At 62.3% G+C, this 25,534-nt stretch carries 21 protein-coding genes and 1 pseudogene; 13 read left to right on the forward strand and 9 right to left on the reverse strand.

All coding sequences use genetic code 11. From position 1 onward, the window contains the following. Positions 1-84 precede the first annotated feature (84 nt). The 5 genes from CJ177_RS43420 to CJ177_RS43440 all read left to right on the forward strand — a co-directional run bounded on the left by CJ177_RS43420 (position 85) and on the right by CJ177_RS43440 (position 4,189). Entirely contained in the window at positions 85-933 is an 849-nt protein-coding gene (locus CJ177_RS43420; RefSeq protein WP_095870800.1) for a fumarylacetoacetate hydrolase family protein, read from the forward strand. A 152-nt stretch (positions 934-1,085) separates the two neighbouring features. Next, on the forward strand, positions 1,086-1,751 hold the full coding sequence (locus CJ177_RS43425) for a GntR family transcriptional regulator (RefSeq protein WP_095870801.1): 666 nt from the start codon (positions 1,086-1,088) through the stop codon (positions 1,749-1,751). Between the two features lie 181 nt (positions 1,752-1,932). Continuing rightward, positions 1,933-2,925 (forward strand): zinc-binding alcohol dehydrogenase family protein, encoded by a 993-nt coding sequence (locus CJ177_RS43430; protein ID WP_095870802.1) that lies wholly within the window; start codon positions 1,933-1,935, stop codon positions 2,923-2,925. Between the two features lie 237 nt (positions 2,926-3,162). Continuing rightward, positions 3,163-3,468, forward strand: a complete 306-nt coding sequence (locus CJ177_RS49645; RefSeq protein ID WP_095870803.1) for a Dabb family protein — start codon at positions 3,163-3,165, stop codon at positions 3,466-3,468. A 232-nt stretch (positions 3,469-3,700) separates the two neighbouring features. Further along, on the forward strand, positions 3,701-4,189 hold the full coding sequence (locus CJ177_RS43440) for a hypothetical protein (RefSeq protein ID WP_095870804.1): 489 nt from the start codon (positions 3,701-3,703) through the stop codon (positions 4,187-4,189). Between the two features lie 179 nt (positions 4,190-4,368). Here the strand turns inward: CJ177_RS43440 and CJ177_RS48955 are convergent. The 8 genes and pseudogenes from CJ177_RS48955 to CJ177_RS43490 all read right to left on the reverse strand — a co-directional run. Beyond that, positions 4,369-4,677, reverse strand: a pseudogene (locus CJ177_RS48955) (transposase); the annotation flags it as partial. Positions 4,678-5,809: 1,132 nt separating this feature from the next. Continuing rightward, positions 5,810-6,460 (reverse strand): superoxide dismutase, encoded by a 651-nt coding sequence (locus CJ177_RS43465; RefSeq protein WP_095870808.1) that lies wholly within the window; start codon positions 6,458-6,460, stop codon positions 5,810-5,812. 34 nt (positions 6,461-6,494) lie between these two features. Then, positions 6,495-7,019 (reverse strand): flavin reductase family protein, encoded by a 525-nt coding sequence (locus CJ177_RS43470; RefSeq protein WP_095870809.1) that lies wholly within the window; start codon positions 7,017-7,019, stop codon positions 6,495-6,497. Between the two features lie 54 nt (positions 7,020-7,073). Beyond that, complete coding sequence (locus CJ177_RS48960; protein WP_257015003.1) at positions 7,074-7,526, reverse strand: site-specific integrase; 453 nt, start codon at positions 7,524-7,526, stop codon at positions 7,074-7,076. Next, positions 7,523-7,960, reverse strand: a complete 438-nt coding sequence (locus CJ177_RS48965) for an integrase (RefSeq protein WP_257015004.1) — start codon at positions 7,958-7,960, stop codon at positions 7,523-7,525. The genes CJ177_RS48960 and CJ177_RS48965 overlap by 4 nt, the downstream gene beginning before the upstream one ends. 554 nt (positions 7,961-8,514) lie before the next feature. Beyond that, a complete protein-coding gene (locus CJ177_RS43480) occupies positions 8,515-8,811 on the reverse strand; it encodes a hypothetical protein (RefSeq protein WP_095870810.1) in 297 nt (98 codons plus the stop codon). 225 nt (positions 8,812-9,036) lie between these two features. Further along, the gene (locus CJ177_RS43485) at positions 9,037-9,786 is read right to left on the reverse strand and encodes an IclR family transcriptional regulator (protein WP_095870811.1); all 750 of its coding nucleotides are present in this window, start codon (positions 9,784-9,786) and stop codon (positions 9,037-9,039) included. After that, positions 9,783-11,255: an APC family permease gene (locus tag CJ177_RS43490; RefSeq protein WP_095870982.1), complete on the reverse strand. Its 1,473-nt coding sequence runs from the start codon at positions 11,253-11,255 to the stop codon at positions 9,783-9,785. Before CJ177_RS43490 ends, CJ177_RS43485 begins: the two co-directional genes overlap by 4 nt. Before the next feature lie 457 nt (positions 11,256-11,712). On the opposite strand from CJ177_RS43490, the gene CJ177_RS43495 reads away from it, so the two are divergent. The 3 genes from CJ177_RS43495 (at position 11,713) to CJ177_RS43505 (ending at position 15,809) form a co-directional block, all read left to right on the forward strand. Next, positions 11,713-13,650, forward strand: coding sequence for a primary-amine oxidase (locus tag CJ177_RS43495; protein WP_095870812.1), 1,938 nt, complete (start codon positions 11,713-11,715; stop codon positions 13,648-13,650). Positions 13,651-13,652: 2 nt separating this feature from the next. Further along, the gene (eat, locus tag CJ177_RS43500) at positions 13,653-15,140 is read left to right on the forward strand and encodes an ethanolamine permease (RefSeq protein WP_095870813.1); all 1,488 of its coding nucleotides are present in this window, start codon (positions 13,653-13,655) and stop codon (positions 15,138-15,140) included. A gap of 153 nt (positions 15,141-15,293) precedes the next feature. Then, positions 15,294-15,809: a hypothetical protein gene (locus CJ177_RS43505; protein WP_095870814.1), complete on the forward strand. Its 516-nt coding sequence runs from the start codon at positions 15,294-15,296 to the stop codon at positions 15,807-15,809. A 982-nt stretch (positions 15,810-16,791) separates the two neighbouring features. Here the strand turns inward: CJ177_RS43505 and CJ177_RS43510 are convergent. Continuing rightward, a complete protein-coding gene (locus CJ177_RS43510) occupies positions 16,792-17,724 on the reverse strand; it encodes a LysR substrate-binding domain-containing protein (protein ID WP_095870815.1) in 933 nt (310 codons plus the stop codon). 544 nt (positions 17,725-18,268) lie between these two features. On the opposite strand from CJ177_RS43510, the gene CJ177_RS43515 reads away from it, so the two are divergent. The 5 genes from CJ177_RS43515 to gcvPB all read left to right on the forward strand — a co-directional run bounded on the left by CJ177_RS43515 (position 18,269) and on the right by gcvPB (position 25,485). Next, positions 18,269-19,708: an APC family permease gene (locus CJ177_RS43515; protein ID WP_095870816.1), complete on the forward strand. Its 1,440-nt coding sequence runs from the start codon at positions 18,269-18,271 to the stop codon at positions 19,706-19,708. A 707-nt stretch (positions 19,709-20,415) separates the two neighbouring features. After that, positions 20,416-21,222, forward strand: coding sequence for an SDR family NAD(P)-dependent oxidoreductase (locus CJ177_RS43520; RefSeq protein WP_095870817.1), 807 nt, complete (start codon positions 20,416-20,418; stop codon positions 21,220-21,222). Between the two features lie 113 nt (positions 21,223-21,335). Further along, positions 21,336-22,490, forward strand: coding sequence for an ATP-NAD kinase family protein (locus tag CJ177_RS43525; RefSeq protein ID WP_095870818.1), 1,155 nt, complete (start codon positions 21,336-21,338; stop codon positions 22,488-22,490). A gap of 38 nt (positions 22,491-22,528) precedes the next feature. Beyond that, on the forward strand, positions 22,529-23,932 hold the full coding sequence (gene gcvPA / locus CJ177_RS43530) for an aminomethyl-transferring glycine dehydrogenase subunit GcvPA (protein WP_095870819.1): 1,404 nt from the start codon (positions 22,529-22,531) through the stop codon (positions 23,930-23,932). After that, positions 23,929-25,485: an aminomethyl-transferring glycine dehydrogenase subunit GcvPB gene (gcvPB, locus tag CJ177_RS43535; RefSeq protein WP_095870820.1), complete on the forward strand. Its 1,557-nt coding sequence runs from the start codon at positions 23,929-23,931 to the stop codon at positions 25,483-25,485. Before gcvPA ends, gcvPB begins: the two co-directional genes overlap by 4 nt. Positions 25,486-25,534 lie beyond the last annotated feature (49 nt).

Consider the following 25,534-nt stretch of genomic DNA (forward strand, 5'->3'; position numbering starts at 1 on the left):
GCGACCATTCGTCGTCGCGAGCACAGAATCGTCCTCCGCAGGAACCGTGGGACCAGTGGAGCACCGAGCAAAGGAATCCAACGTATGCGAATCGCCAATATCGACGGCAGGGCAACGATCGTCGTCGACGATCATCGCGGAATCGACATCGCCCGCGCGAGCGCGGGCAGGTTCGGCCCTGGCCTTCCGCAGCTGTACACCGACTGGTCGGACTTTCTCGGATGGCAACAAACCGCGGTCTTGCCTGAAGCCGACGTGGCATTCGATGCAGCGGACCTCGGTTGCCCATCGCCGGCTCCGCAGCAAGTGATCGCAGTCGGCTTGAACTACAGCGCCCACGCCTCCGAGTCTGGGTTCGACCTACCAGAGGACCTCCCGCCAACCTTCACGAAATTTCGCAGCTGCCTCGCCGGCCCGGAAGCCACCGTCCAGCTGCCGAGGGGAGGAAATACGGACTGGGAAGTTGAGCTGGTCGTCGTCATGGGACGTGAGGCGCATCATGTGTCGGATGCAGATTCATGGGAGTACGTCGCGGGGCTCTCTGTCGGACAGGATATTTCGGAACGTATCTCGCAGCTGGCAGGCCCCGCACCCCAGTTCAGCCTCGGTAAGTCGTTCCCCAATTTCGGACCCGTGGGTCCCTGGCTTGTGACACCGGACGAGCTCGCCGATCGCGACAATCTCGAACTCGGCTGCGCAATCGACGGCGAAACAGTTCAATTGGGCAGGACGAAAGATCTCATCTTCCCTGTGTCGACGCTCATCGCACGGCTTTCGCAGACCATCACGCTGTACCCGGGCGATGTGATCTTCTCGGGGACCCCTGACGGCGTAGGTCTCGCTCGTACACCGCAACGTTTTCTTCGGCCAGGTGAGAAGTTGGTGAGCTGGATTGAGGGCATCGGGTCGATCCACCAAACGTTTGTCGAATAGCACACCAGCCTGGCCCGGCCGGTATCGAGTCATGCGACCAGGCGTCGGCGGGGCCTTCCTCGCTCGCGTCGAGGTGCAACTACAAAGGTCAACCGGGCGGCACACCAGCATCGGCTACCCATCAAGCGCCAATCACGGCTATTTTCGATGATATGACTGAAACTCGAGTAAAGGCGACGCGTGCCGACTTCGTGCACGAAAAGCTCCGGGCCGACATCCTGGCCGGACGTGTCGAGCCGGGGGAACGCCTCAAGTCGGCCGAGTTGTGCCGCCGGTACGAGACCAGCGTCGGTGCCGCGCGCGAAGCGCTGAATCGGCTCCAGGCGGAGGGGCTGGTCCAGTCGCGGCCACACGTTGGATACATCGTCACTCCGCTGTCGGAACGTGATCTCTCTGAACTCACCCAAGCGCGCGTCGAGATCGAGTCCCTCGTGCTCGGTCTATCGATCCAGAACGGGGACGTGGCTTGGGAGGGACAGGTCATCGCAGCTTTTCACGTCATGGAGCGGACGCCGTTCATGGACGCTGATGACCCCGGGCGCATAAGCGATCAGTGGGCCGCTGCCCATGCCGATTTTCACTTTGCCTTGCTTGCCGCTTGCCCGAACGCTCGTCTGGCCAAGCTCGCCCGCTCACTGCGTGAAGAATCCAGCCTGTACCAACTGTGGTCGGTTTCGTTCAAAAGGGAACCCGCTCGTGATGGGCTCGGCGAACATCGCGCCATCTTGAAGGCCGCCGTCGATCGCAACGTTCCGCTGGCTGGGGAACTGCTGCGCGATCACATCCAACACACAACCCGGCTACTCATCATCGAGTAGATGCTCGACTATTGTCTAAATATTCGATAATCCGCTAAAGTGAGAACCGTCCTGATGTGGGTTTCTCGGGGATGAACACAGACACCAGGCCGACACTGCTCGGCCAGCAAAACTCATGGAGCAAGAGTGAACTTCGGACGATCAGACGCAACAACCGCCTGGTGTCAGTCAAGGCCGCAGCATGGCTGACACGATGCGCGCCCTCCTGGCTCACAACGCCGGCGATCCGAAGGACCTAAGGATCGAAGAAGCGCCGATTCCGACCCCGGAGGCGGGTGAGGTGCTAATCCGGATCACGGCCGCGGCGGTGAACCGCAGCGACGCTCTCTCGTGTCGCGGAATCCTTCCAGGTCCGTTTCCGCGAATCCTCGGGCGCGATTTCGCCGGCGTCGTCGTGGCAGGCTCCACGGAATTGGAGGGCGTGCGTGTGTGGGGCAGCGGCGGCCGCGATCTCGGACTGGCAATGAATGGAAGCCACGCCGAATACATGGTTGCTCCGGTGAGTGGCGTAACCCCGATTCCCGATCGGCTTTCCGATATCGAAGCTGGAGCATCTGGTCTGGCATATTTCACTGCGGCAGAGGCGATCGCAAGGGCGGGCGGGATGCGACCGGGCAAGACATGCATCGTGACGGGCGCCGCTGGGGGTGTCGGCGGAGCGGTGGCAGCACTGGCTCACTGGCAAGGAATGCGAGTCGTCGGCGTCGTGAAGAGTGACGCCGAGTCGGAAAGGCTACGGCGTAGTCATTTCAGTGAGGTTGTGCCGGCGGACGCACCGAACTTCGTAACCCTACTCGCGGACGCCGCCGAGGAAGCGGTTCTGGCAGTCGATGTGGTCGGTGGCAGCATGATCGCTGCCATACTTCCTGCGCTCGCAGTGGGGGGTGGCCTGTGCATACTGGGAGCCCCTGCGGCCAACCCTCTGGCGGCAGTGGATACGCTCCACTTCTACCGGCAAGAACTGCGCCTGGTCGGGCTGCACACGGGCCGTCTGACGTCTACCGATTCGGCGCGAGTTCTGGCCTCGCTCGCCGACGGGTTCGCCTCTGGCGCATTGGTGGGTGCACCGATCTTCGCCACTTACCCATTGGATTCCGCGCAGCAGGCTTACCACGATGTCGAGAGCGGCGTTGCCGGCAGGCCCGTACTTGTACCGGCCGGAACGCTCCCATGATTGCCGCACCCTTGGTGACGCTCCCTATGCGCATGCGCGCTTTCAGTCGTCCCGCTCTCGGCCCACGGGAAGAGACGGCTTGATGAGGCCTACCACGCGCTCTCTGCAACCAGGCCATTCCGGCGGGATCAGTGATCGCTGATTTCCTTGACTGGCCCCACTTTGGGACTGGCCCCACTTTGGCCAGTGGTGACTCCACACTTGCCCACACGACGACGTGAAGGACGGATTCTCGAAATGATCGCACACATAGTCAACTTCACCTGGAAGCCTGCTACATCCGCCACAGATCTGAAGCAGATCGGCCGCGCGATCGACGCTCTGCCCGAACAAATTCCGGCCCTGCGGAGACTCATTCACGGACCCGACCTGCGGATGCGAAACGGCAACGGGGATTACGGCGTTATGGCTGTGATCGAAGGATCGGACCCGAGCGCATACCTCGACCATCCTGCGCACGTGGCAGTCGCGAGAGACATAGTAGCACCTCACGTTACGGCGAAACTCGCGGTCCAGTTCGAAATGAGCGACGACATGGCGTGATCCCTCCGCTCGCCGCATCGATGTTCGGCGCAGCAACCACAAATCCCTACGAACTCGCAAACAGCACCTTCCCTCCCAAACACAGCCCGAAGCACGATCGATGGCGTGAATCGGCTCTGAGCTGGGTCGGTGCCGATTCCTCCCCACAGCCGCACGCGAGGACTTCTACGGAGAACCTGGGAAGTGCGGATCATCTCAAAGTCAGTTCTCTCGAACTAGCAGGAGAATCCGCATGCCTGGCGACGTCGAACTCGAAAGCATCTCCCTCCGCCTGCTCTTCATCGAGCGCATTGTCGGAGTCCTCGTCACGGAACCACCATTCGAAGCAGGACGGCATGCGTCAAGTCCTCCGCTCGAATTGTCGCTGCAACTCCAGCTGATCACCTCGGCGCGTCAGCTGGCGGAGCTCCTGGTGCCCGCCGAAACCCTCGGACGACGAGGAGCCGTCCTGTTCGAAGCGGAGATGGCGTGCCGGCGATTGATAGATTGCGGTGGCGTCCGCAGCCTCTGCATCGACAGTGTCGACGACATGTGCCGCGACCTAGCCACGGCACTGCACACGGCCCCGACGGACGACCAAGTCCTGGAAGCCCTTCATCGCCATTTGGTGATTCTGAAGGAGATGTGCGTTCTTCCGGTTCCCATCGATGAACTGTTCTTGGAGCGAGTGCGTGCGTTCCTGTCCGAACAGCCGTTGTACCCGCCCGCGACGCTCAGATGACTAACCGCCACTGCGCGAGTATGCCCCAACAGGTCGCGGCATCAAGCCCTCGCCGCAGCAAAAGCAGCACTGTCCAGACAAACAGGTTGAAGATGCCGGGTCCCCCGCAGCACGGTTCGTACGAAAGGTTCTTGACCTACATCAACGACACGCCCCCGGCGGTGTCCCTATGGTTTCCGTCAAGCAGCGGCGGTTGCCGGAGTTTGGTGAAAGGGCTTGTCCTTGAGCTTGGTGTAGAGGACGTCGCGTCGGCGTCGGGCGAGGCAAATGAGTGCGGCGTTGCGCTTCTCGCCTTCGGCGCGCTATCGGTCGAAGTAGGCGCTGCCGGTCACGTCGTGCACTGCGGTGAACGCGGGCTGAAACGGGGCGCGTTTAAGTTTTCGGTTGCCCGACCGGGCGGGGTGTTCGCCGCGGATCGAGGAGCCGGATCAGTGGGTGACTGGGGCAATGCCCGCGGGAGCGGCGAGGAGCCCGACGGACTTGAAGGCCAGGAGATGCAGTGAGCGCGTCAGAACACGAAGACCAAACGTCGCGAGTAAGTTCCGTTTCATCCGACGATGCCCGACTCGTCGACTTCGCGCTGCGGTGGGCGGAGTATGGCGGAGTCGACGAATACATACTTCCCGAATTCGGGATCCAACCTGCAACGTATTACCGCAGGCTGCTGCGACTGCTGCAGCCGGTCCTCACGCCGCGGCTCGAATCTAGCGACCGGGCAAGGCTTGTCACCCTGTGCCGATCCAAGCTTGGCTATCCGCCGCACCGGCGCCATAAGCGATCGACCAAATGATCGAGTTCTGTGCACTACGTTTCGTTAGCTGTGGTCGCACACCGCATCGCTGAAACTCAATCTTCGCCCTCGACAACATCGACGAGGTGATTCTCGATGATCGATGCGGCTATCTGTGTTCGTGAGGTGAATCCGAGCTTGGAGAGAATGTGCTCGAGTGCCCCTCGGCCGTGCGCTGGGAGACGACCAGCTTTGCGGATTGCCGTGTTGGTGAGGCCTTTCGACGTGATCGGCGGCGTGCCGATCACGGCGGCTCAGGGTGGTCTCGGCTGAGGGGGTCGCGGGTGTGTGGGGTTGTTGACCGAGGGCGTCGCCGACGGCGTCGCTGAGGATCAATGCGGTGCCATGCTGGAACCGTTTCTCGAATTGACGGTCACCGAGTGCGTACCGGGTCTGTTTTTCGCATTCCTGATGGTAGATCGGCTGATCGAGGTAACTGGCGGTAGGGGCCACCTACCTCTCGCCAGGCGCCGGCGGTCGCAAGGATGGCGGCGCGGTCGGCGTGGCTCTGGTGGGCGGTCGGCTTCGATCCACGCCAGGGTTCGGATGTTGCGGCCGATGCCGACGGGGTCGTGCGCGCAGTTCGAACGTGTGATGCCGCCACGTGTCGAACGGTGTGGCCTGTCCGGGCAGGTCCTGGTGAGCGTTCACACGCCGCACGATCAGACGCCCGGGGATGTGGTCGGCCTGGCGGCGGCCGGTGAACGCGATGAAGGGTGTTCCGGCGCCCTCGGCGTCCGCTGATCCACCGGCGGCTGTCGGCGGGTGGATCAGCGGATCAGACGATCTTCCCACGCCGGATAGGTGATGTGGCTCGTGCCCACCCAGCCCTAGGTCCTTGCTGCCTCGTATCCGGCTGGGGTCACGAGGGCAGCAGTCTTGGCTGTGGCGTTCGCGAACCGTTCAGCGACGTCCTCCCAATTGACGACGTTCCAATACGCTTTGACGTAGTCCGCTTTCACATTCTTGTATTGCAGATAGAAGGCGTGCTCCCACATGTCGAGCATCAGTAGCGGGACAATTCCGAGGCTGATGTTCCCTTGCTGATCAGTGAGCTGCTCAATGACTAAGCGAAGTCCAACGGTGTCATAGGCGAGTACTGCCCAACCGGACCCCTGCAAGGTGGTCGCCACGGCGGAGAAGTGTCGGATGAAAGCGTCGAATGACCCGAAGTCGACGTCGATCGCCGCGGCAAGTTCGCCCGTGGGCTTGTCCCCGCCATTAGGGGACAGGTTCTTCCAGAAGATCGAATGATTAGTGTGTCCTCCCAGGTGGAAAGCCAGGTTCTTGCTGAGGGCAGTCGCGTTCGCCGTAATGGTGGCATTCTCCCGGGCCTCGGCGAGCTGCTCGATTGCGGCATTGGCTCCGGCGACGTAAGTGGCATGGTGCTTGCTGTGATGTAATTCCATAATTTCTCCGGAGATATGCGGCTCGAGCGCCGAATAGTCGTAGTCAAGCTCCGGTAGCACATAGATAGCCATCTGTAGGTCCTCTCATCATGCGTGCGGGTCGATTTCAGGCGGGGAGTGCGGACAGGGAAGACGTGGAGTGGAATGCTCGCTCGTGATAGACCAATGAACTCGCGGTGAACCCCGACGAGCGGACCGCGAGGATGCTCGCGGTCAGTACAACAGCGGTACCCGCGGGCGTAGCCGTCAGAGGCGTGCACCTAAGCACACGGTCTACGTCGTGAAGCAATGGTTCGCCCGTATCCGCTCGCGCCCAAGAAGTTCCATCCTTGAATCGGTTGACTCCATGTGCGAAGTTCTGTGCGAGTGTGAGATTCGGTGTGTCCAGGAGGTGAACCAGAAAGCTCGGTGCCGATCGGATGACGGCAGCTGCTCCCTCCTCTGATTGGAGTGAGAATCCAAGGATCGGAGGGCTAGCGGACACCGAGAACACAGATGAAATAGTCATGCCCACAGGACCGTCAATGCCCTGCGTCGTCACGATCGCAACGCCGGCCGGATGTCTGCGGAAGGCTCTGCGAAATTCATCGCTGAGGGCGAAACTTTCCGCTGCGATAGCTGAGGCTGTCATTGATGCTCCTTTCGTTTCCGGGGGTGCCCGATCCGCTACGGAAAACGTATGACCTCAACCACAGTTGAGGTCAATGTATGTGTCGATCATCACTGTTCGGGACGAAGTGTTTAGCGAAACGCGAAGAGCAGAAGCAGGACCAGCAGTCCTGATCACACACCGCCACGCAACGGCTGGGCTGATTGCGGCGGGACTCCGACAGGAACAGCGGTCCGCGAGCTCTGCTGAGTCTCGCCCGGCGCGGAGATAGCCCGACAGCAACACGCCGGTCGGAGTCGAGTAGGGCACGACCCACTCGAGCCGGTTCGTCGTCGTCTCCGCTCTGATCCGCAGGGTGCGGTGGGCGGGGTCGAGATCGTCGGTGCGCAGCGCGCGCAGCTCCTCACGGCGCAGCGCGGCATCGTAGGCCAGGGTGAGCATCAGGCGGTTGCGGACATGCTCCTCGGCGGCGACGGTCAGGATGTCCGCCCACTGCCGCTCGGTGGGGATCCAGGGCAGCCTCGTCAACCGGGGCACCAACTCGCGCTGATGCCCGCGACCGCGTCGGCCGGGCGTGAAGCGGCTCTCGGCCAACGGGATTGGACTCGCGCAGGCCCTCTTCCAATGAGGTGGTCGTAGAACAGCCGCACCGGCACCACCCGCTGCTGAATGGTGGCATTCGCGAGACCGGATCCGGAGTCGAGGGACACCACGCTCGCGCCTCGGCGGCTGGGCCGTTCGGTCAACTCCCGCACATAAATACCGATATGGGCACGGCTGGCGGTGAGCGGGTCGACACCCTCCCGCTCGCACATCTCCAGGTACTCGGCAAGCTCCCGGGCGTAGGCGTCGATGGCCCGAGGCGCCCTCCCGAGATCGGTCCACACCCGCAGCCACCCGGCCGCCTGCATATGCCGGTCCAGCACCGGCCACTTCTCTTCCAACACCACCGTGCCGCTCAAGCCATCTCCTCAGTTCGTGGTCAACACCGACGAGACATGATCATCTCCACGGCCAGATTCCACGTAACTTTTAAAGTGCTCAAACGTCAGATGTACGGACGCGCAAACCTGGACCTGCTCCGCAAGCGCGTCATCCACACCATCACGAAAGGTGCACCAGATCTGGTGGTCGGTGTGGCAGGGGAGTGCGCGACCGAAGCGGTGCGTTCGAGTTCTAGGATGGACAAGGCGTTCTCGTTTCGATGTCGGCTGGGCAGCCCGTGCTCGGTGCGCGGACGGCCAGCAGAAGAAGGCACGGTTGGGCGCGACGAGCGAAAGCGTCAGTGTCAGATAGCTTTCGGACGCGCCGCGGTTGGGAACGTCCCGAGGTGCGGTCGCCTACGGGCGAAGGAAGGACAGCGGGGTCAGGAGCCGCGCGGCCGCCTATGCGGCAGCGGTGTGGAGCAGGTCCTGCGGCGGTGGCGGGCCGCGGGTACTGGTCGCCTCGGTGAAGAGCCGCGGCGACAAGTTCGTATGGTAGTCGCATACCGGCTTCGTCTTCTCCGGTCCGATCTTCAGCGCAGGAGGGGGATCGGGGCGATCCGCGCCACGGCCGCCGCGGCGAGCATCGAACCCTCGGCGCCGTGAATGGCTGCCGCGGTCACCGCGATCGCGGTGATGTGGGCGGCCAGCATCGTCACGGACATGCTCGGGCCGTGATCGTGATCGGCTAGGATCGCCAGTGCAGTGTGTGCGATCGGTAGGCCCACGGAGAGCATCGCCATCAGAAACAGCGTTGTGTGGCGGGGCGTCGGGACGGCGCCGACGACGGCAGCCACGGCGGCACACGCGGCAATGAGTAGAACCATCATCAGCTCGCTCGGGTGTAGGCCACCACCGAGTGTGTGCGCGGCGATGGTGATCGCTCCGGGCCCGCCCCCACAGCAGCTCCGCGCATTCGAACCACCAGGTGATCCGGCCGCGGCCGGGACCCACCGCAGGAGCGTGACCTCCTCGTGGGCGGTCGCGCCGCTGGGATGGCTCGGTGCACGGTGGATGTCCTCATACGGTGGTGGGTGACGGCGACTAGGCTTCTCTCAGAAGAGCAAGGGCGCGAGCACACCCGCGCACTGTTGCAGCGAGTCGGCACGCCCGAGGAGAGCGTCAATGCGGGTGGACGGGCCGGCGAGGCAGAGGGCACCGGCGGTGTCGCCGTCCGGGTCGCGCAGCGGCACCGCCAGACAGGCCAGGTCCTGTTCGAGTTGGTCGACCTGAACAGCGAACTGCTGATCGCGGATGGTGCGCAGCTCGGTGTCGAGAGCGGCGAGATCAATGACGGTGGCCGAGGTCAGCTGCCGCAGCGGAGTCGAGGGCAACGCTGCCTGCCAGATGGTGCGGTCGGCGAGTAAGAGTTTTCCGGCGGCCGAGGCGTGCAGGTAACGCACCAGCTCACGTTCGGCGCGCACGGGGTGGTCGGGGTCGGCGTCGAGGACCCGCAGCGTCGTGTTGTGGAAGGCCATGACGTGGACGGCGAACCGCACGCTGTCGCGGAGGTCGTCGAGTTGCCGGCGCGCGGCGGTAGGAACGGTGGGGGAGACGGCGGCGGTGACCAGCCCGTTGAGGCGCGCGCCGAGCCCGAATCCGCGCAGATCCGAGGTCCGCACCAGATACTCCTCGGCGACGAGCGAGTTGATGAGCCGGTAGGCGGTGGCCTGGGGAAGGTGCAGGGCGCCGGCGATCTCCCTGGCGGTGACCCCGAGGCCGAGGGTGGCGACCACCTCCAGGATGTCGAGAGAGTTCGAGACGGTGCTGGGGTGGTGTCGGGACGGGTCGCTGCGTGGGCTCATCTGAACGCGGCCGTGGGCAGCAGGTCGGCGCGCTGGGTCTCGTCGTAGATACCGACCGAGGCGAGCCGGTGCGGGGCCAGACGCCGAAGCGCAAGGGTGTAGAGCACCGCCGCCGCCATGATGACGGCATAGACAGCGATGAGCACAATCCCGTCCGCAATGGCGAAGACCACGGCGTTGACGACCAGGAACAACAGGATGACGGTGGTCACGGTGCCGAGCACCCAGACCGCGGGGGTCGACTCTCCGATGCGCCGCAACAGGATCGGCGCGGACAAGCACCCGGCGAGATAACTGCCGATATAGCCGCAGGCGCTGAGGGTGAGGAAGATGCGCAAACCCTGATCGGGCGAGACACCGGCGAGTAAAGCCGCGATCGGCACAGCGGTCACCGCGACCATCGCCGCGGCAATGGCAGGGGCGGGCGTCTGAAAACGCGGGTGAGTGCGGCCGAGGGCGGACGGGGCGACGCCCTCGCGGCCCATGCAGAACAGCACGCGTACGAGCGCATTGACCGACGCCAGGGTGCAGGCGAAGAACGAGGCGGCGATTCCCAGGTCGAGGATCGCCGACAAACCGGTCGAGCCCTCCGAGACCAGCAGTGCCACCAGGGGTGTCGCGCTCTCGCGCACCGAGTCGGGGGCGTTGGCGAGGGCGATCGCCTGCACCGGCAGGGCGATCAGATACAACGCGGCGGCGGCGACCGGGGTCCACCGGATCACGCGAGGCACCGACAGGAATGGTTGGCGGGCCTCCCCGCTCAGTGTCGTGGAACTTTCGAAGCCGACGAAGGCGCTGACGGCGACGATGACGGATAGTGCCATGCTCTGCGCGTTGCCCTCCCAGCTCATGGCGGCGGCGACCGGGGCGCCGGTGCGAGTCGTGGTGACCAGCAACAAGATCAGCAGGGCACCGACGAGGCCGATGGAGACGCACTCGACGAGCAGGGTGATCCGGGCCGAGATCCGGATGCCGCGGATCATCACCAGGGTGGCCACCACGGCGGCCACCACCGTGACGGCGACGATCGCACCGGTGGGGGTGCCCCGCGCCAAACCGGTGGTGACGGCGATGTGCGAGAGGTAGGTGCCGACGGCGAGCAGGCCGGCCATGCCGACCGTCGCATATCCGACGATCGCGGACCAGCCGGTCGGCACGGCGGCGGTCGGACCGAGGCCGCGGGCGGTATAGCTGTAGATTCCGCCGACCGAGGCCATCCGCTGGGCCATCGGCCGCAAACACGCCGAGACGAGCAGGATGACCACGGCTGCGCACACGAACGCGGCGAGCGCGCCGCCCCCGCCGGCGGTGCCGATCACCAGCACCGGGATCACCGCTGCCGCACCCGACGGCGCGATCGCTGCGACGGACTGGGCGAACACCGGTATGAAAGGCAGCTGACGGCGCGGCAACCCCTGTACGGGGGACCGCGCCGCGACCAGCGCCCGCTTGTGCGGTGAAGTCGTCATGTTCCGCACGCTCATCTCTGAAAGAAGCAGCGAAGTCGCCTGGTCAGCAGGCTGCACGCGGCCCTGGGTGGTGATCGATGTCACGCCCAGCGTCGAATCCAACCATTTCCGATGCATGACGAGAATGTTTCATCCATGTTAACCAGGTCGAGAATTTTCCGGCGTGAAGTTCTCACCGTTGTTCCCTTCGACGTGTGCTCCCGATCACAAAGCAGCGTTACGGTTCTTGCTGTGAACGGTTGACCGCACCCCGTGAGGTTCCTCTTCAGGGACACCTCGAAAAGTGTCGACGGCCGATCACATCGCTAAGCGAAAAGCCCGTGATCTACGCAGACATCTCCACCGATCGATTCATGAACCGGCCCGGCCGCCGTGCCACCCGGAAAGCCCACCATCGAGGGCGCCACTTCGTGATGTCGACGCGTGGAAAGAACCATGCCCAAGGAGCGAGACACCCATGTCCATTCAGGAAATCGATCGCACGGTCGCCGCACCGGGAACACATCCCCTCGACCCCCTCAGCCGCGACGAAATCTCGAAGGCAGTGTCGGTGCTGAAGTGCACGCAGGCACAGGCGGACAGCTTCCGGTTCGTGCAGGTGGAGTTGAAGGAACCGTCGAAGAAGGCACTGCGCGGTGACCTCTCGCAGATTCGCCGCGAGGCCAGCGCCGTGCTGATCGACCGGTCCACCGGATACGGCTACGAGGCCACCGTCGACCTCGAGAACGAAAGCCTCGAGCGGTGGGTGGAGCTGCCGTCCGGCGCCCAGCCGCCGATCATGCTCGACGAGTTCGAGGAATGTGAGGTCAACTGCAAACGCGATCCCCGCGTCGTCGAAGCCCTGGCCACCCGCGGGCTGACCGACCTGGACCTGGTGTGCATCGAGCCGTGGTCGGCCGGCTACTTCGGCAAGGACGACCAGGGTCGCCGCCTGATGCGCGCCCTTGTCTTTACCCGGCTCGACCAGGACGACAGCCCCTACGCGCACCCGGCCGAGGGCCTGATCATCATCTACGACCTCAACAACGGTGAGGTCGTCGAGATCGAGGACAACGGCCTCATCCCCGTCCCTCAGCAAACCGGCAACTACCTGCCCCAGCACGTCGGTCCCGCCCGCACCGACATCAAGCCCCTCGAGATCACCTCACCCCAGGGCCGCTCCTTCCAGGTCGACGGCCAGCACGTGACCTGGGGTGACTGGAGCTTCCGCGTCGGCTTCACCCCTCGCGAGGGTCTGGTGTTGCATCAGCTGAAGTTCCGGGACGGCAACCGCGACCGGTCGGTGATCAACCGCGCCTCACTGGTGGAGATGGTGGTGCCCTACGGTGACCCGTCCCCGGTGCAGCACAAGAAGAACGCCTTCGACGCCGGCGAATACAACATCGGTGCCCTGGCGAACTCCCTGGCACTCGGCTGCGACTGCCTCGGCGAAATCCAGTACTTCGACGGCATCGTCAGCGACAGCCACGGCAACCCGATGACCATCAAGAACGCCGTCTGCATGCACGAAGAAGACGACTCGATCATGTGGAAGCACTACGACTACCGGCAGGACACCGCCGAGGTCCGGCGCTCACGCAAACTGATCATCTCCTTCATCGCCACCGTCGCCAACTACGAATACGGCTTCTACTGGCACCTCTACCTCGACGGCACCATCGAGTTCCTGGTCAAGGCCACCGGCATCCTCTCCACCGCAGGCCAGCAGCCGGGCACCAAGTCGCTGTACGGGCAGACCCTCAACAACGACGGCCTCTACGCCCCCATCCACCAGCACATCTTCAACGTGCGCATGGACTTCGAGCTCGACGGCACCAAAAACGCGGTCTACGAGGTCGACACCGAGGTGCCCGGCACCAACCCGACACAGAGCTGCTTCTACACCGTCGACCGCCTCCTCGAACGAGAACAGGACGCCGCCCGCCTCGCCGACGCCCGCAAACACCGATTCTGGAAGATCGTCAACCACGACCGCCGCAACATCGTCGACGAACCGGTCGCCTACCGGCTCCAGCCCACCGACGCGATCACCCTCTCCGCCACCCCCGACTCCTGGGTAGCCAAGCGAGCCGGGTTCGCCACCAACAACTTCTGGGTCACCGCCTACGACCAGACCGAGCGCTTCCCCGCAGGGGAGTACCCGAACCAGTCCCGCGGCGGCGACGGCCTTCCCGCCTACATCGAGGGCAACCGCAACATCGTCGACGAGGACATCGTGGTCTGGTACACCTTCGGCATGCACCACGTGGTGCGCCTCGAAGACTGGCCGGTCATGCCCCGCCAGCACGTCGGCTTCATCCTCCAACCCCACGGATTCTTCGACCAGAACCCCACCCTGAACCTGCCCCGCCCCGAGCGGCAGGCCGAGGGGTCGCACTGCGGATGCGAGGACTAGCCATGAGCACCGATCCGGTGGCGCCCCCCGCACGCCACACACACGCGGGCACCACCGGTGCCCACGCCGCGGGCGGAGTCGACTACGACAACGTCGCCGACGACTACATGCTCCGCCGTCAGCTGCGCCGCGGCACCGCAGGACCAGTCCTGCTGATCGGACTCGGCGTCGGCTACGTCGTCGCCGGTGACTACGCCGGCTGGAACTTCGGAATCGGCCACGCCGGCTGGGGTGGCATGCTCATCGCGGTCGGACTCATGGGCCTGATGTACACCGCGATGTGCCTGGCCCTGGCCGAGATGGCCTCGATCATCCCCACCGCCGGCGGCGGCTACGGCTTCGCCCGCCGCGCGATGGGACCGTGGGGCGGCTTCCTGACCGGCACCGCCGTGCTCCTCGAATTCGTCCTCGCCCCGGCCGCCGTGGTCACGTTCATCAGCGCCTATGTCGACAGCCTCTTCGGGATCAGCGGACCCTTGGTGTATGCGGTGTTCTACATCGCCTTCATCGGTCTGCACCTGTACGGCGTCTCGCAGGTGCTCAAGCTGATGTTCGGCATCGCCATCGTCGCCGTGATCGGGTTGCTGGCCTTCTCGATCGGAATGATCCCGCATTTCGATGTCAGCAACCTCATCGACATCGCCCCCACCAATGCTGTCGGCGCCAGCAGCTTCCTTCCATTCGGCATCGTCGGAGTCTGGGCCGCCCTGCCCTACGCGATGTGGTTCTTCCTCGCGGTCGAAGGCGTCCCCCTCGCCTCCGAGGAAGCCCGCAACCCGGTGCGCGACATCCCCAAGGGACTGATCGGTGGTGTGCTGGTGCTGCTCACCCTCGCCGCGCTGCTGCTGACCCTCGGACCCGGCGGATCGGGCGCATCGACCCTGCAGGACTCCGACAACCCGTTGATCGACGCCATGGAGGCCGCCAACGGCGGCACCACCTGGCTGAGCCAGTTCGTCAACGTCATCGGCCTGGTGGGTCTGGTGTCGAGCTTCTTCACCATCACCTACGCCTACTCGCGGCAGACGTTCGCGCTCTCGCGGGCCGGCTACCTGCCCAAGGTGCTGTCGCTGACCAACGGGCGCAAGACCCCGTTCCTGGCGCTGATCGTGCCCGGGGTGATCGGATTCATTCTGTCCCTCACCAGTTCCGGGGACCTGCTCATCCTGATCTCGGTGTTCGGGGCCACCGTCTCCTACATCTTGATGATGATCTCGCACATCGTCCTGCGGATCCGGGAGCCGCACCTGCACCGCCCCTACCGCACCCCCGGTGGGATGCTCACCTCCGGAATCGCCCTGGTCCTGGCCGTCGCCGCCCTGGCAGCCGGGTTCATGGTCGACCCCTCGGTGGTGTTGTACGCGGCCGCCGCGTACGCGGTGATGATCGCGTACTTCGCCTTCTACAGCCGACACCACCTCGTCGCGAAGGCACCCGAAGAAGAATTCGCCGCCCTCGAGGAGGCCGAATCCGAACTCGACAACAGATGACCGTGACCCGCGCCCAGCAGGGTGCGGGCCGGCCACATACTTCTGGCAAACCCGCCGCACTGCACCAGCGCCGAAAACCTGTGCGCCCCCTTTCCGTACCAGCTCAGGGCGCGTCCTTGCCGGGAACCACGAGTGAACCCAAGGAGAGAACTCATGGCCACCTCCGCCGCCGCCACCGTTTGGCGGCCCACCCTGCCGGTCAATCCCGTGCGGGCGACCGCCGCCGGGAAGGTCGCTGCCCTCTTGGTTCTGGCCTGCGTCGCAGCACACATTCCGGTGCTGCTCACCCACCTGCCCCACTTTCCCGGCACCAGCCTGCTGATGCTCGCCCTCTCCTGCGCCTGCCTGTTCTGCGTCGGGCATCTGTGGACCAAGCCGACCATCCGCGACTGGTCCACCACGGGGGCATTGGCAGCCGGGATGCTCGTCTTTCACGCGATGATGATGGTCTCGATGACGAACACCCTCACCGGCGCGGCGAACACCGCGCCCCCCGGACACCGTCACCGCTCGGCCCCCCACACCATGGACGCCGCCCCTACGCCGAGCGGTACGCTCGAGTTGCTGTTCTATGGTGCGAGCGCACTCGCACTGATCCAGGCTTTTCTGGCAGTCGTGATAGTCCTGCCCACCATGCTTCGGAGCCGAAGCCAGCGCACCGCCGTCTGATGCCTCGTGATGCTTGATGGCTCGTGATGTCGGAGAGTGTTCCGCGCTTTTCGGAGGTAGGGATGCGGCGCAACCTTAATTCACCCTCGGGCAGCAGCCGTGCGTTGTCGGCGTCGTTGCGGTGGAATTCTCGAGTGGCGCGTGTGCGGTGCTAATCGATGTAGGGCAGACCGGGGCCGGTCGCGGTGCCGATCGACCGGTGTGGCCGCCATCTGCCGCTGCCCGTCGCGGCGATGATTGGTGCCGAGATTCGGGCGGTCATCGCCGGGCACCGCACCGGCATTTGCGCCGCAGCACCCCCCGCGCCGTCGAATCAGGCGACTGCGCGACGACGACGCCGCGGATTACAGCACGACCGTCGCTGCACAGGAGACGCCGGCGATTGACCTCGGCTCCGAGTGCTACCGCACGGGGGTCGAGGCGCGTCGCCGCGCTCACGCCGCCTTGACCGACGTCCCCGACCTGGTCGAACAACGTCGAGGACCGGATCGAGCAGCTCTCGCAACGCACCCTCGACCTACTCGACGCCGAGAGCCGTGTCTGAGGTGCATCGAAGGGGAGCTGCGAGCTATTTGTCAAGATGTCTTGACGGTCCAGCTGGCATCGCACCGAATTATCGGTCGCAGCGGACGCGACCTGAGACGCCACCTGGGGGATCAACGACTCGGCCAGTAGATGGTCGAGGCCTTTCGGCATCGCTCTACGAAAAATTCTTGCTCACCGGTTCCGGCGAATCGGTGTTCCCGTCTTCTAGATGAGCTTCGAGGTCCGCCTACTGCGCATGAGGTGGTTCACGGGCTGTGCAGGTCGATGACGGCGGGTCGGTGCGCCGCGGCGGACGAGTGCGTCTCGTGTGGTTAGTCTAGCCGTGATCACGCGTATTCAGCAGTTCGGGAATAGCTGTGCCGGTGAGCTTTCCGGCGTGAACTGCGGCTCGAGTGGTTGCTACTGAGTCGGGTTCATTGCAAGTAAGAAGTACCCATCAGTCGGCGCTACCGCTTTCAATTCGGGCCACGAGGTCGCGGTGCTCGTCGCGGACTTTTCGCGAGACGGCTATGAATGCTTGGACCAGTGGAGTTGGTTGTCCGCGCCATCCGACGCATAGCGTCGATCCCGGTACTTGACCCAGCGTTCGGTACACCAGCGACGCCCGATGTGCGAATCGGTCCATGCTGGGCACAGACACCGACAAAGTGAGACCCGCCGCTACGTTGTCCAGCTCTTCATCCATCGTTGCGGTTTCCCTGCTGATGCGGGGCAGATTGTCATCGTCGACCCCGAGATCACGCAGTGTCCAAAACGCGCGCCAACGTGCGTCGTCGGTACGCGGTGCTGAAATTACCTGATCCTGCAAATCAGACAACAGCACCACCTTCTGCGCTGCAAGAGGGTGCGAGTTCGTCATCCCAATTGCAAGCGGTTCAGTGAACAAAACTTCAGAGTTCAGGTCGGCCAGATCGATCGGTAACCGCAAGAACGCCACATCCGTCTCTCCGGACCGCAGACCACAGGAGGGATCTGTGAGGTCGTAGCTTTCGATCCGAGGGCTGACGGACGGGTGACGAGTTCTGAACTCCGAAATAATCAACGGTGTCAGCTCCAGTGCTGACGCGGCAAAGAACCCGATGCGCAGAACACCGGACATTTTGGAATGCGCTCGGTGCGCGTCTGCCACGCCCGCGTCCAGAACTGCCAACGCCTCACGCGCTGAACGGAGAAAGGCCTTGCCAGCGTCGGTCAGTTCGACTGCTCTCGTTGTCCTTTTAAGCAGCGGTACGCCTACATCGTGTTCGAGTTCAGTGATGCTGCGACTCAAACCCTGCTGCGAAACGTACAGACTCTCTGCTGCACGGGTGAAGTGAAGGGTCTCTGCAACTGCCACGAAATGCCGTAGACGACGCGTATGAACGTCCATCGAACTCGCTCTCGGTATCTAAAAATGCAACGCCAACCATCATGGCCCCCGGATCTCCGATTCACAACAGATCAGCGTAAATAGAGTCAAAAATTTTGTTTCCCTCACCTCAGTCTCGTGCGGCACACTCGCAGATGGATGTGATGCGCGTCTCTGAGATCCGCCGATTCGACCGAAAGGAGCGAGTATGCAGCGAACGCTTCTGACGCTGGGACGCTCCTTGGTGAACTCCGCTGCGGGGCGATCACGTCGACGGCCATAAGTCCAAAGCCGTGAGGTCACAATCACCAGCAGACTGCAAACGAGCGGTGCGTCGACAACCGAGGCAATCGATACCCTAATCGGTCGTATTTCCAGGCTGACACGGCGGCCGATCTGCTGGTCCGCGACCCGTTATCAATCGTCGACCATCCGACAGGACGCGCCGAGGAATCAACGCAGCAAGACCGCTCACGGCGATGCAAAACCTAGCAAGAATCTCTACTTTCATCATCTCGCACTAGACCGATCGGCGAGATCGACCACCCACGTCAGGCAGGCAGGCATGTCTCAAAAATCGTCCTCGACATCCTCTGGTTCAGTCGTCAGTACTGAGACCGGCACCGCCACGGTCCCCATGGGTAAAGGCATCGGCGTCCGAGGCGTCGTATTTTTGGTAGCTGCCGGTGCTGCCCCGCTGGCGGCCGCAGTAGCGGTGTTTCCAGTTGTCGTCAGTGCCAGCGAAAGTCCCGTGTCACCCCTGTTCTTCGTTGTTGCAGCGCTGGCTTTGGCTGTATTCGCCGTCGGCTTCACTCGAATGGCCCATGAAGTCACAGACGCCGGCGCATTCTACGACTTCATTCGTGCCGGCCTGGGCCACGTCTGCGGACGTGGGGCAGCCACACTGGCGCTGGTGTCGTATGCGCTGCTGTTCGTCGCGCTCGTCGGATATTTGGGCGCTTCCACTGCAAGTGCCATTGAGTACTTCACCGGTGCCGTGATTCCGTGGTGGGCGTGGAGCACGGTGTCGCTCTTCATCACTGGGGTGTTGGCTTACCGCGACATCGCATTGAGCACCAAGGTTCTCGGTGTTTCGTTGGTCCTCGAACTTGCGATCATGCTGGTGCTCGATTTCGTCGTGGTGTTTCGTGGTGGGCCCGAGGGAACCACCGCATCGGCCCTGAACCCACTACACTTCACCGACGGCACGCCATCGCTCGGCCTGATGTTCGCCTTCTTCGGGTTCGTGGGCTTCGAGGCCACTGTGATTTTCCGGAGCGAGGCGCGTAATCCACATCGAACAATTCCCCGAGCGACATACGTGTCCATCGTCGCCATCGGATTGTTCTATGCATTCAGTCTTTTTGCCGTCGCAGTAGGTACCGGCCCCAACAGTCTCGTCGCGAAAGCAACCGAGAACCCTCAGACCCTGGTCACCGAACTGGCATGGACGTTCCTAGGCGTCTTCGGACAGGATGGCGTTCAGATACTTGTTCTGGTAAGTCTCTTCGGTTGCTTTCTGACCTTCCACAACGTGCTCGCCCGGTTCACCTTCAACTTCGGCGCGGCGGGTCTGCTTCCCTCGGCATTGGGTCGGGCCCATCCCCGTCATCACGCGCCGTCGCGGGCATCGCTGGCAGTCACCGCGTACTGCCTCCTCGCCATCGCAGGATCCGTCATGCTGGGATTGGATCCAGTGCTCGATCTGTACACGTGGTTCTCCGGCGCAGCCACTCTGGGAATCATCGTGTTGATGGCTTTGACCTCGTTGGCGGTCATCGTGTTCTTCCGCGGACACGAACGAGGATCCTGGCTGACGACGTTCATTGCGCCGACTGTGTCGCTCGTGGCGTTCGGGGCACTGGTATTTTTGGTGGTGAAGAATTTTCCGCTGCTGGTCGGCGGTTACGGCGTAGCAGTGGCTCTGATCGCAGTGCTGGCAATCGCATTGGCGGGTGGAGCAGCAAGCAGCTTTATCAGCAGGTCGTCGGCGAGAAATCTTTAGTGCCCTGTCCTGGGATTCTCGACTTGCTAGAGCCCCAAACGGCGCGCAGAGATCCGGGCAGTCGACGTCAACCCCGTCCTTGCTCCGCAATTAATAGACAGTCTTGGTGTCCGAGTCGCAGACGGCTAATGCCGTCCGCCCACAAGATTGTCGCAAAACCACACAACCTCACCAGACCTCGACGATCCGCCGATGTTGCGGCAAGCAATCGGGTCGCAGCGTCTCACTTCCACGCCAACCGACGCGCCAAAGTGCGTATGAGACACAGATCGATCGTCTCGTTCCGTACCGTCCCAACTCGCGGTGCTAGGAGACGACTATCTCCCACGCGCTGTGCACCGTAGGGAAATCGGCCTCGTTACTTCGATATCGACTTGGCGACCGAGGCCACTCTCACTCAACGGTGGGGGTCACGACAGCTCCCGCACTGGACGTCCAGTTGAAATGTGCGAGACCTGCCCCACGGACATCCGATCAAACAATCCACAACAGAAGTGCGTAAATCTGAATGGACTCGTTGTTTCTCTCGTCGGTAAAACTTCGGCAGAATCAGAGGCGACAACAGATGTGATGTGGACCTCTCGAAGGGTCTCGCGGCCGGGGAACCACACAGCAACCTCTGAGACTCTCCTCGCACACTCGCGCTTGCATGCCGTCTTCAGCTCGCCGCTTGGTGAGTGGCGCCGTTCTACAGAAAGAGAAACACCATGGCCGGCCAATTAGAGAACAGAAGTATCGTCATCACGGGGGTCGCCGATCCTCAGGGCATCGGCTTCGGGAGCGCCCGGGTGCTGGCGCAGAAAGGTGCATTGCTGACTCTGGTGGACATCTCCGAGCAGGTCCACGAGCGACGAGATGATCTCGAGCGGGAGGGGTTCGACGTCCGATCCAACACAGTGGATCTGACGAATCATTCGGATGTCGTCGACCTGATCGACCAGGTAGTGAAAGACGCCGGTGTCATCGACGGCCTGGTGAATCTCGCAGGAATCGCAGCGCGGGCGAAGAAGGGTGACGATGTCGATTTCGAGGTACCGATACTTGCCACGACTTCGATCGAATCATGGGAGCGCACTCTCGCCATTAACCTCACCACTCAATTCAATTGTGTGCGGGCTGTTTTACCGCACATGATTGAAAGGAGGTACGGCCGCATCGTCAACTTCTCCTCTGTGACCGGTCCTGTCGGCGCGATCGCTGGGTTGGGCGCCTACGCGGCAGCCAAAGCGGGTGTTGTCGGTCTCACCAAGTCCATCGCACTGGAGAACGGCCAGTTCGGAATCACAGCGAACGCGATCGCGCCCGGATACGTCAACACCGCAGCATTGACGCCCGGAATGCATATCGGTGGCGAAAACACCCCACTCAGGCGAAGTGGTGAACCTCGTGAAATTGGTGCTCTCGTTGGCTTTCTCGCATCGGAAGAGTCTTCGTACGTGACGGGTCAACTCATCACCATCGATGGTGGAAACATGATTCAGGAATACAAGGGCCCGGGTGAACTGGTTCTCTAATTGGCGGACCGGCACCAACCCACTCCATGCAATCGAGCAACTACCGTTCTCACCGCTCCCCGATTCGCACCGTAGCAGTCGAGTGCGGCCTGCCGCCCGGATAGGAGATAGACGTGCACGAGATCTCCGCACAGGCTGACGACGCGACGCTGCCCACACTAGGACTGATCGTCAATCCCGTGGCAGGGATGGGCGGCGCCGTGGGTCTTAAAGGCACCGACGGAGCCGACATACTCCGCGAAGCGCAATCGCGTGGCGCCCGGCCCACCTCGCAGGCCCGAGCCAGCCTCGCGTTGACACAACTCGCTGCTACCACAGCTTCTTTCCGACTCCTCACCGGTCCTGCCGAGATGGGCGAACGTTCTGCGCGCGCAGCAGGTCTGACGCCAGAAGTGGTGTACGAATTCGCGGCTGGTTGCTCAACCGCTGCCGACACCCGAGCGACCGCAGCCATCATGACCGCTCGACCGGTTGACCTGATCCTGTTCGTCGGCGGCGATGGCACTGCACGAGACATATTTTCGTCAGCAGGGGATCGTGTCCCCATCGTCGGAGTGCCCGCCGGTGTGAAGATGCACTCGGCACTGTTCGGCACGAACCCAGCGAACGCTGGCCGTCTAGCCGGTCTGTACTTGTCCCGAAATCCTGTGGCCAGGTTACGCGAGGCAGAGATCATGGATCTCGACGAGGCAGCGATCCGCAACGACACGATGTCCGCGCACCTCTACGGCTACGCGCGCAGCCCTTTCGAGCGTCATCTCGTCCAGAACGCAAAGTCCGGCTCGCGGCCGGGGAGCGAACAAGATCTGGACGCCGCCGCTCACCAGCTGGCACGCGGGATGAGTCCCGACTGCCTATATATCCTTGGCCCAGGAACGACTACACAACGCATAGCCAGTGCTTTGAATCTGCACTCGACCCTATTGGGCGTCGATGCCGTCCTCGACGGCAAAATGGTCGGAACCGACGTCGATGAAAGCACTCTACTTCGGCTGATGAGTGGTCGAGAGACTCGAATAGTCGTCGGCGTTCTTGGTGGCCAAGGCAGCCTCTTCGGGCGCGGCAACCAGCAAATCAGTCCAAGAGTAATTCGCGAAGCTGGGCTCGACCACATTATGGTGCTCTCATCTATCGAAAAACTGATTGCGCTCGGCAATGCGCCGCTCCGTGTCGACACCGGCGATCCCGAATTGGACGAGAGGCTTACCGGTTATATCCGTGTTCAGACGGGAAATGATCGCAGTGTGATTCATAAAGTCGCCTCATGAACAAACTTCAATTACAAAAGCATAAGGAGGCATCAATAATGAGTAACAGCACAGCGCATCCGTACATGGCAAATTCGGTGCCCGCGCTTCAGCAGGAGATGCTCGACGCAATAGGCGTCTCCACCATCGCGGAACTCTTCCAGCAAATTCCCACCGACCATCGCACCACTCGGACACTCGATCTGCCGCCGACCCTGGGTGAAGCCGAACTCCGACGGCATCTCGTGAACACCCTCGCGAAGAACCGCACGTGCGAGCAGAACTTGAACTTCCTCGGAGCCGGCCTGTGGCAACACCATGTCCCCGCAGCGTGCGACGAGGTGGTTCGCCGAAACGAATGGCTTACCTCAGTCTTTGGCGAGCCCAGCTCGGATCACGGCCGCAATCAGGCATGGTTTGAGTTCTGCAGCCAGCTGGGCGAGCTGCTGAAACTCGACCTGGTCGGACTACCCGTCCGAAGTTGGGGTTCCGCCGCGGGCCATGCCCTACGAATGGCTGCCCGCATTACACAACGCACGGAGGTCGCGGTTGTCCGCGCGATCGATCCCGAGCGGTTGTCCGTGATCCGCAACTATTGTGAGCCAACGGAGATGGAGAGCCACATCGCAGTCCGGCTGATCGACTATGATCCTGCCAGCGGGCGGATCGACCTGGACGATCTTCGGGCAGCGGTAGGTGAGCACACAGCGGCGGTGTACTTCGAAACGCCATCGTATCTTGGCGTAATAGAGCAGCAAGGAACCGAGATCGCGGCCATTGCGCGTGCCGCAGGTGCGGAAACCATCGTCGGTGTCGACCCCATTTCGCTCGGAATTCTCTCATCACCAGTGGATTTCGGCGCGGACATCGTTGTCGGAACGATCCAGCCGCTTGGCATCCATATGCACACCGGCGGGGGAGTCGGCGGTTTCATAGCCTCACGCGACGAGGATCGCTACGCTCATCAGTATCCCACCCTGTTCATCAGTATTGCCGAAACGATCAAGCCTGGGGAATACGGATTCGGTCTCAGTCTTTTCGAGCAATCGTCTTATGGTCTGCGAGACAAGGGAAATGACTGGACCGGCCATTCGGTGTACATGTGGGCCATCGCTGCAACCACATACATGGCGTTGATGGGGCCGCAAGGGTTCGAGGACGTCGGGGGCGTGATCCTGCAGCGCGCGCACTATGCGGCACAGTTGTTGTCGGAGATCGAGGGTGTCCGAGCCACCTTTCCATCGGGTTTTTTCAAAGAATTCGTCATCAACTTCGATAACACAGGTAAGACCGTCGAAGAGATCAACGCTGCATTATTGAATAACGGGATCTTCGGCGGGAAAGACTTGACGGGCGATTTCCCTGAATTAGGTGCCAGTGCACTCTATTGTGTCACCGAGATTCACACAAAAACCGATATTGACCGCCTGGTGGACGCTCTCATAGAGGTGACTGCAAAATGAGCACTAGGGTAAACGAAATCCAGGCGCCGGTTTGGAACGAACCGATCATCATGGAGATGGGCTACCCGGGCCGTCGAGGTGCAGTGGTCTGTCACGCCGAGGACGACATCGAAGCACGGGTCGGCGCAGCGGTCGACCTGATCCCCACCGCCGTCCGCCGACGCGACCGTCCCGCGTTGCCCGAGATGTCCGAGCCCGAGGTGCTGTACCACTACCTGCGCTTGTCACAACAAACGCTGGGAATGATGGGTGTCAGCCTTTTCGGAACATGCACGATGAAATACAATCCGCAAGTCAACGAAGCACTTGCCTGGCGGCCGGAAGTCACCGAAGTACATCCGCTGCAGCACGAGGGCACACTGCAGGGAACACTGGAAATTGTGCACGGGATGGATCTCATTCTGCGTGAGCTTTCCGGAATGGACCAGTTCGTGTTTCAAGCTGGTGGTGGGGCGGAAGCTGCATTCGTCAACGCCTCGGTGACCCGCGCCTACCATGCCTCCCGGGGCGAGCTGGAACAACGAAACGAAGTCATCACGACTATTCAAACTCACCCCTGCAACGCCGCGACAGCCGCCGCCGCGGGGTTCAAGGTGATTACGTTGATGCTCGACGAGAACGGATACCCATCCCTCGACGCACTCAAGGCTGCTGTGTCGAATCGGACCGCGGCCTTGATGGTCGGCAATCCCGACGACATGGGCGTCTACAACCCGGAGATGAAGGAGTGGGTGGAGATAGTCCACGAAGCGGGCGGCCTCTGTTTCTACGACAGCGCCAACTTCAACGGAACGATGTCGAAGATACGACCCCGTGAAATCGGCTTTGACGCATGTATGTTCATGCTTCACAAAACCTTCGGCGCACCTAAGAGCGGCGTCGGAGGACCCGCTACTGGCGCCTACGGGTGTTCGGCTGAGCTCGCCCCGTTCTTACCCGCTCCGCTTGTCACCTTCGACGGTGAGCGTTACCACCTCGATCACGACCGCCCCGACAGTGTCGGAAAAATACGCGAATTCTGGGGCAACGTGCCTGTCATCCTCAAAGCGTACGCATGGGTACGAGCAATGGGCGCTGAGGGTATCTCCCAGGCGTCCGACATTTCTGTATTGGGAAACAATTACATGGAAAAAGGGCTACTCGCAATCCGCGGCGTGACTCGGTCGCACCCTGAGAGTACGACCCCCCGCCTCGAAATGACGCGTTACAGCATGCAGACCCTCAAGGAAGACACCGGCGTCGACGTGCACGATGTGCAGAACCGTATGACTGACTTCGGTATTGACGCGATGTGGACCAGCCATGAACCGTGGCTAATTCCTGAGCCCTTCACACCAGAGGCCGGCGAGATGTACGGCAAGGAGTCCTTGGATCGATGGATCGCGGTACTCGCCCAGATTTCGGACGAGGCATATTCGAATCCCGATATTGTGAAATCCGCCCCACACAACCAGGCAATTCATCGATTGAAGCCCGGTGTTACCGATGACCCCAGTACTCGCGCTATGACCTGGCGCGCTTTCCAACGAACGCGCGCGCAGATCCGCTCGTAAGCACTCCCAGTCGGCGGCTATTGAACATACTAAAGTAGCGAGTCTGCAG

This window comes from Rhodococcus sp. ACPA1 (assembly GCF_002300195.1).
GTDB lineage: Bacteria > Actinomycetota > Actinomycetes > Mycobacteriales > Mycobacteriaceae > Rhodococcus_F > Rhodococcus_F opacus.